Origin of the sequence: Micromonospora sp. NPDC049089, from assembly GCF_040648775.1 — a bacterium.
In the GTDB taxonomy this organism is placed as follows: Bacteria; Actinomycetota; Actinomycetes; order Mycobacteriales; family Micromonosporaceae; genus Micromonospora.
Genome location: NZ_JBEZEH010000360.1, coordinates 1 through 3084, shown reverse-complemented (window position 1 = coordinate 3084; position 3084 = coordinate 1). Strand labels below are relative to the sequence as shown.

Genomic DNA, 3084 nt, shown 5'->3' with positions numbered 1-3084 from the left:
GCCGTGCCGGCGGCACGGCAGCCACCCGACATCACCTGCTCTGCTTCTCCTGACACGGCACGCAGAAGCGGGCGTGCGGGAGGATTTCGAGCCGCTCGGCCGGGATGCTCCGGCCGCACCTCTGGCAGGCGCCGTAGGTGCCGTCGCTGATCCGGTTCAGCGCACCGGTGATCTGCTCGATGTTCTGGCGGGTGGCCACCAGCAGCGCGGCCTGGTTGTGGGCCTCGCCGGGGTCGCCGGTGTCCGCGTTGAGCTCGGTCAACTCCCGCAGCCGAGCCGTCTGGGTGGCGAAGTCGTCCGCCAGGGACGCTCGTAGGTCAGCCAGCCAACTCTGGTCGAGAGTAGGACGATGATCGACGCTCATGATCTGCCTTCCAGGGAAAACGGGTGGGAAAAACAAAAAGGGCCGAAGCTTGGATAGCTTCGCCCTGGCGGTCGTTCTGGGTATGCAACGACTCCGCAGGTGGGCCTCGGCCGGTTCGCATCGGGCACGACGGTGTGTGCGCGGACACGGTGTGCGGCGCGCGGACAACCGGCACCCGCATGTCGGCCTCGGGGCGTGTGGCCGTCGGCACACGCACAGCACCGCCCACCGCCACGTCAGTGGCGGCGGGCGAGCGGAAGGTCACCGGCGGCATGCCCCAACCATAGAGTGGCGTTGCCCTAATGCCAACGTTCAATGATGCTCACTGTTGACCGGTTGTCAGCTCGGGGTGAGGAGGCAGAACTCGTTGCCCTCCGGGTCGGCGAGCACCCGCCACGGGACGTCCTGCCCCAGCTCGATGGGGGTCGCGCCGAGACTCCGCAGCCGGGCCGCCTCGACCTCCGGGTCGTCACCGGGGTACGGACGGACGTCGAGGTGGACGCGGTTCCACCCCCTCTTCACGTCTGGGGTTCGGACGAACTCCAGGTAGGGGCCGACGCCCTTGGCGGAGCGCAGTCTCGCACCCTGATCGTTCACCTCGTGCAGGGTCCAGTCCGTGGCCTCGCTCCAGAACCGGGCCATTGCTCGCGGGTCGGCGCAGTCGACCACCACGGCGGCGATCGGTCCCGTGTCCCGGTAGACCGCCCTGGGCTCCAGCACGCAGAACTCGTTGCCCTCCGGGTCGGCCATGACCGTCCACGGCACGTCACCCTGGCCCACGTCGGCTGCGGTCGCGCCGAGCTCCGTCAGACGGGCGACCACCTGCGCCTGGTGGGCCGCCGAGGTGGTGGCGAGGTCCACGTGCACGCGGTTCTTCACCGTCTTGGGCTCAGACGAGACGATGAGGTCGATACAGACAGCGACCGGGTCCGGGTAGACGAAGCCCTCGGGTTCGAGGTTGGTCACGCCGGGTCCCTCACTGGAGATTTCCCAACCGAGCGCCTGCGCCCAGAAACCGCCCAGCGCGGAGTCGTTCCGAGCCTTCATGTTGATCTGCACAAGCCGCGTCGCCATGCCGCGATGCTAGGGCCTGTGCCGACGTCTCGCTGACCGTCGTAGCCGCCTGCCGCACTACCGTCCGCGATCGTCCGGGAACTGCTCCTTCGTCAGGTGGAGCAGCCACCCCTCGCCGGTGCGGATGAGCGCGTATCGCCGGCGACCGGTGCGGCCGTGCAACGTGAACAGCATCCGGCGGTCGGTGCGATCATGCTCCTCCCACGTGCCGATGTCGGCGATCGACTTGTCGACGTCCTCGTAGGTGAGGTGAGCGAGGTCGTGGTCGGGCACGGCGATCGCGAGCCGGTTGTCGCTGGGGCTGTCCGGTAGACCGCGGGGCACCGCCCACGAGCGCAGCACACCATCTTCCTCAAGCCGCAGGTCGAAGTGCGGTCGTGGTTTGCGGTGGTGGTGCAGGACGAAGGCGGGTGCCACTCCCCCATTGTCGGCACAGACGGGCCCTCCCGCCTGTCGACGCGATCACCTCACGCGGCCGAACCCACAGTCAGCCGATTTTTGCGTGGCACGCATATTTGCGTGTCACGCAATTGGTGCTAGCGTGGCGGCATGACGGGGCTGCGGGAGCGCAAGAAGGCCGAGACGCGTGCGGCGCTTGGTTGGGCTGCGATCCACCTCACCGCGGAGCGTGGCTACGACAACGTCCGCGTCGAGGACATCGCCGAGGCTGCCGGCGTCTCCCCGCGTACCTTCAACAACTACTTCTCCAGCAAGGCCGAGGCGATCGCCTCCCGCCACCTCGACCGCAGCCTGCGCACCGCCGCCGCGCTGCGCGAACGTCCCGCCGATGAGCCGCTCTGGGTGGCGCTCACCCAGGCCGCGCTGGATCAGTTCACGCGCGGCCCCGAGGTCGAAGCGATGCCCTCCCCCGACCACGCCCGGTGGGTGGCCGGCGTACGCACCATGCTCGCCGAGCCCGCGCTACAGGGCGAGCGGCTGCGCGCCACCGCCCTCGCCGAGGCCGAGCTTGCCGCGGCGGTCGCCGAGCGCACCGGCACCGACCTCGCCACCGACATGTATCCGAGGCTCGTCGCGGCCGCCGCCAGCGCCGCCGTCGTCGTCGCCATGCAGCACTATCTCGACAGCGCCGACCCACCCGCCCCGATCGAACGCCTCATCACCGACGCCTTCACCCAGGTCGCCGCCGGCCTCCCGGCCCCACCCCGCTGAAGCTCCGCCCTCACGCAGCACCACCTCACCCACGTCTCCAGCCGCGTCACCGTTCCGCGGCGGGCCGGCCACGTGCCGCGCCTGCCGTGGCGATGACGCACACCCCGAAGGGATCACGACCATGATCGATGTCGCCATCGTCGGAGCCGGCCCCAACGGCCTCATGCTCGCCTGCGAACTGGCCCTCGCCGGCGTGCACCCCGTCGTCCTCGAACGCCACGCCGCGCCCACCGGCGAGCCCCGCGCCAACGGCCTCGTGGGACAGGTCGTCCGCCTGCTCGACCGACGCGGCCTCTACGCGCGGCTCAGCGGTGAGAGCACCCCGCCGGCCCCTCAACCGGCCTTCACCTTCGGCGCGTTCCCGCTGGATCTCACAATGCTCGCGGAGAACCCGCACTACGTGCTCGGAGTGCCGCAAGCCCAGCTCGAGGCCGGTCTCGCCGTCCGAGCCGCCGAGCTCGGAGTCGACCTGCGCC

General features: G+C 70.1%; 5 protein-coding genes. 2 read left to right on the top strand and 3 right to left on the bottom strand.

The genetic code is table 11. From position 1 onward, the window contains the following. Positions 1–31 precede the first annotated feature (31 nt). The 3 genes from AB0B48_RS32640 to AB0B48_RS32630 form a co-directional block, all read right to left on the bottom strand. Positions 32–364 carry a TraR/DksA C4-type zinc finger protein gene (locus AB0B48_RS32640; protein ID WP_355006332.1) on the bottom strand — a complete coding sequence of 111 codons (333 nt, stop codon included), beginning with the start codon at positions 362–364 and terminating at the stop codon, positions 32–34. A 339-nt stretch (positions 365–703) separates the two neighbouring features. Then, on the bottom strand, positions 704–1438 hold the full coding sequence (locus AB0B48_RS32635; protein ID WP_357208398.1) for a VOC family protein: 735 nt from the start codon (positions 1436–1438) through the stop codon (positions 704–706). Positions 1439–1495: 57 nt separating this feature from the next. Further along, on the bottom strand, positions 1496–1855 hold the full coding sequence (locus tag AB0B48_RS32630) for a DNA polymerase ligase N-terminal domain-containing protein (protein ID WP_357208395.1): 360 nt from the start codon (positions 1853–1855) through the stop codon (positions 1496–1498). Between the two features lie 132 nt (positions 1856–1987). Between AB0B48_RS32630 and AB0B48_RS32625 the strand changes: the two genes are divergently transcribed. Together AB0B48_RS32625 and AB0B48_RS32620 are read left to right on the top strand one after the other, a co-directional pair. Then, complete coding sequence (locus AB0B48_RS32625; RefSeq protein WP_091399920.1) at positions 1988–2608, top strand: TetR/AcrR family transcriptional regulator; 621 nt, start codon at positions 1988–1990, stop codon at positions 2606–2608. Between the two features lie 121 nt (positions 2609–2729). Next, positions 2730–3084, top strand: a 355-nt coding sequence (locus AB0B48_RS32620; protein WP_357208391.1) for an FAD-dependent oxidoreductase, incomplete at its 3' end; no start/stop codon positions are given.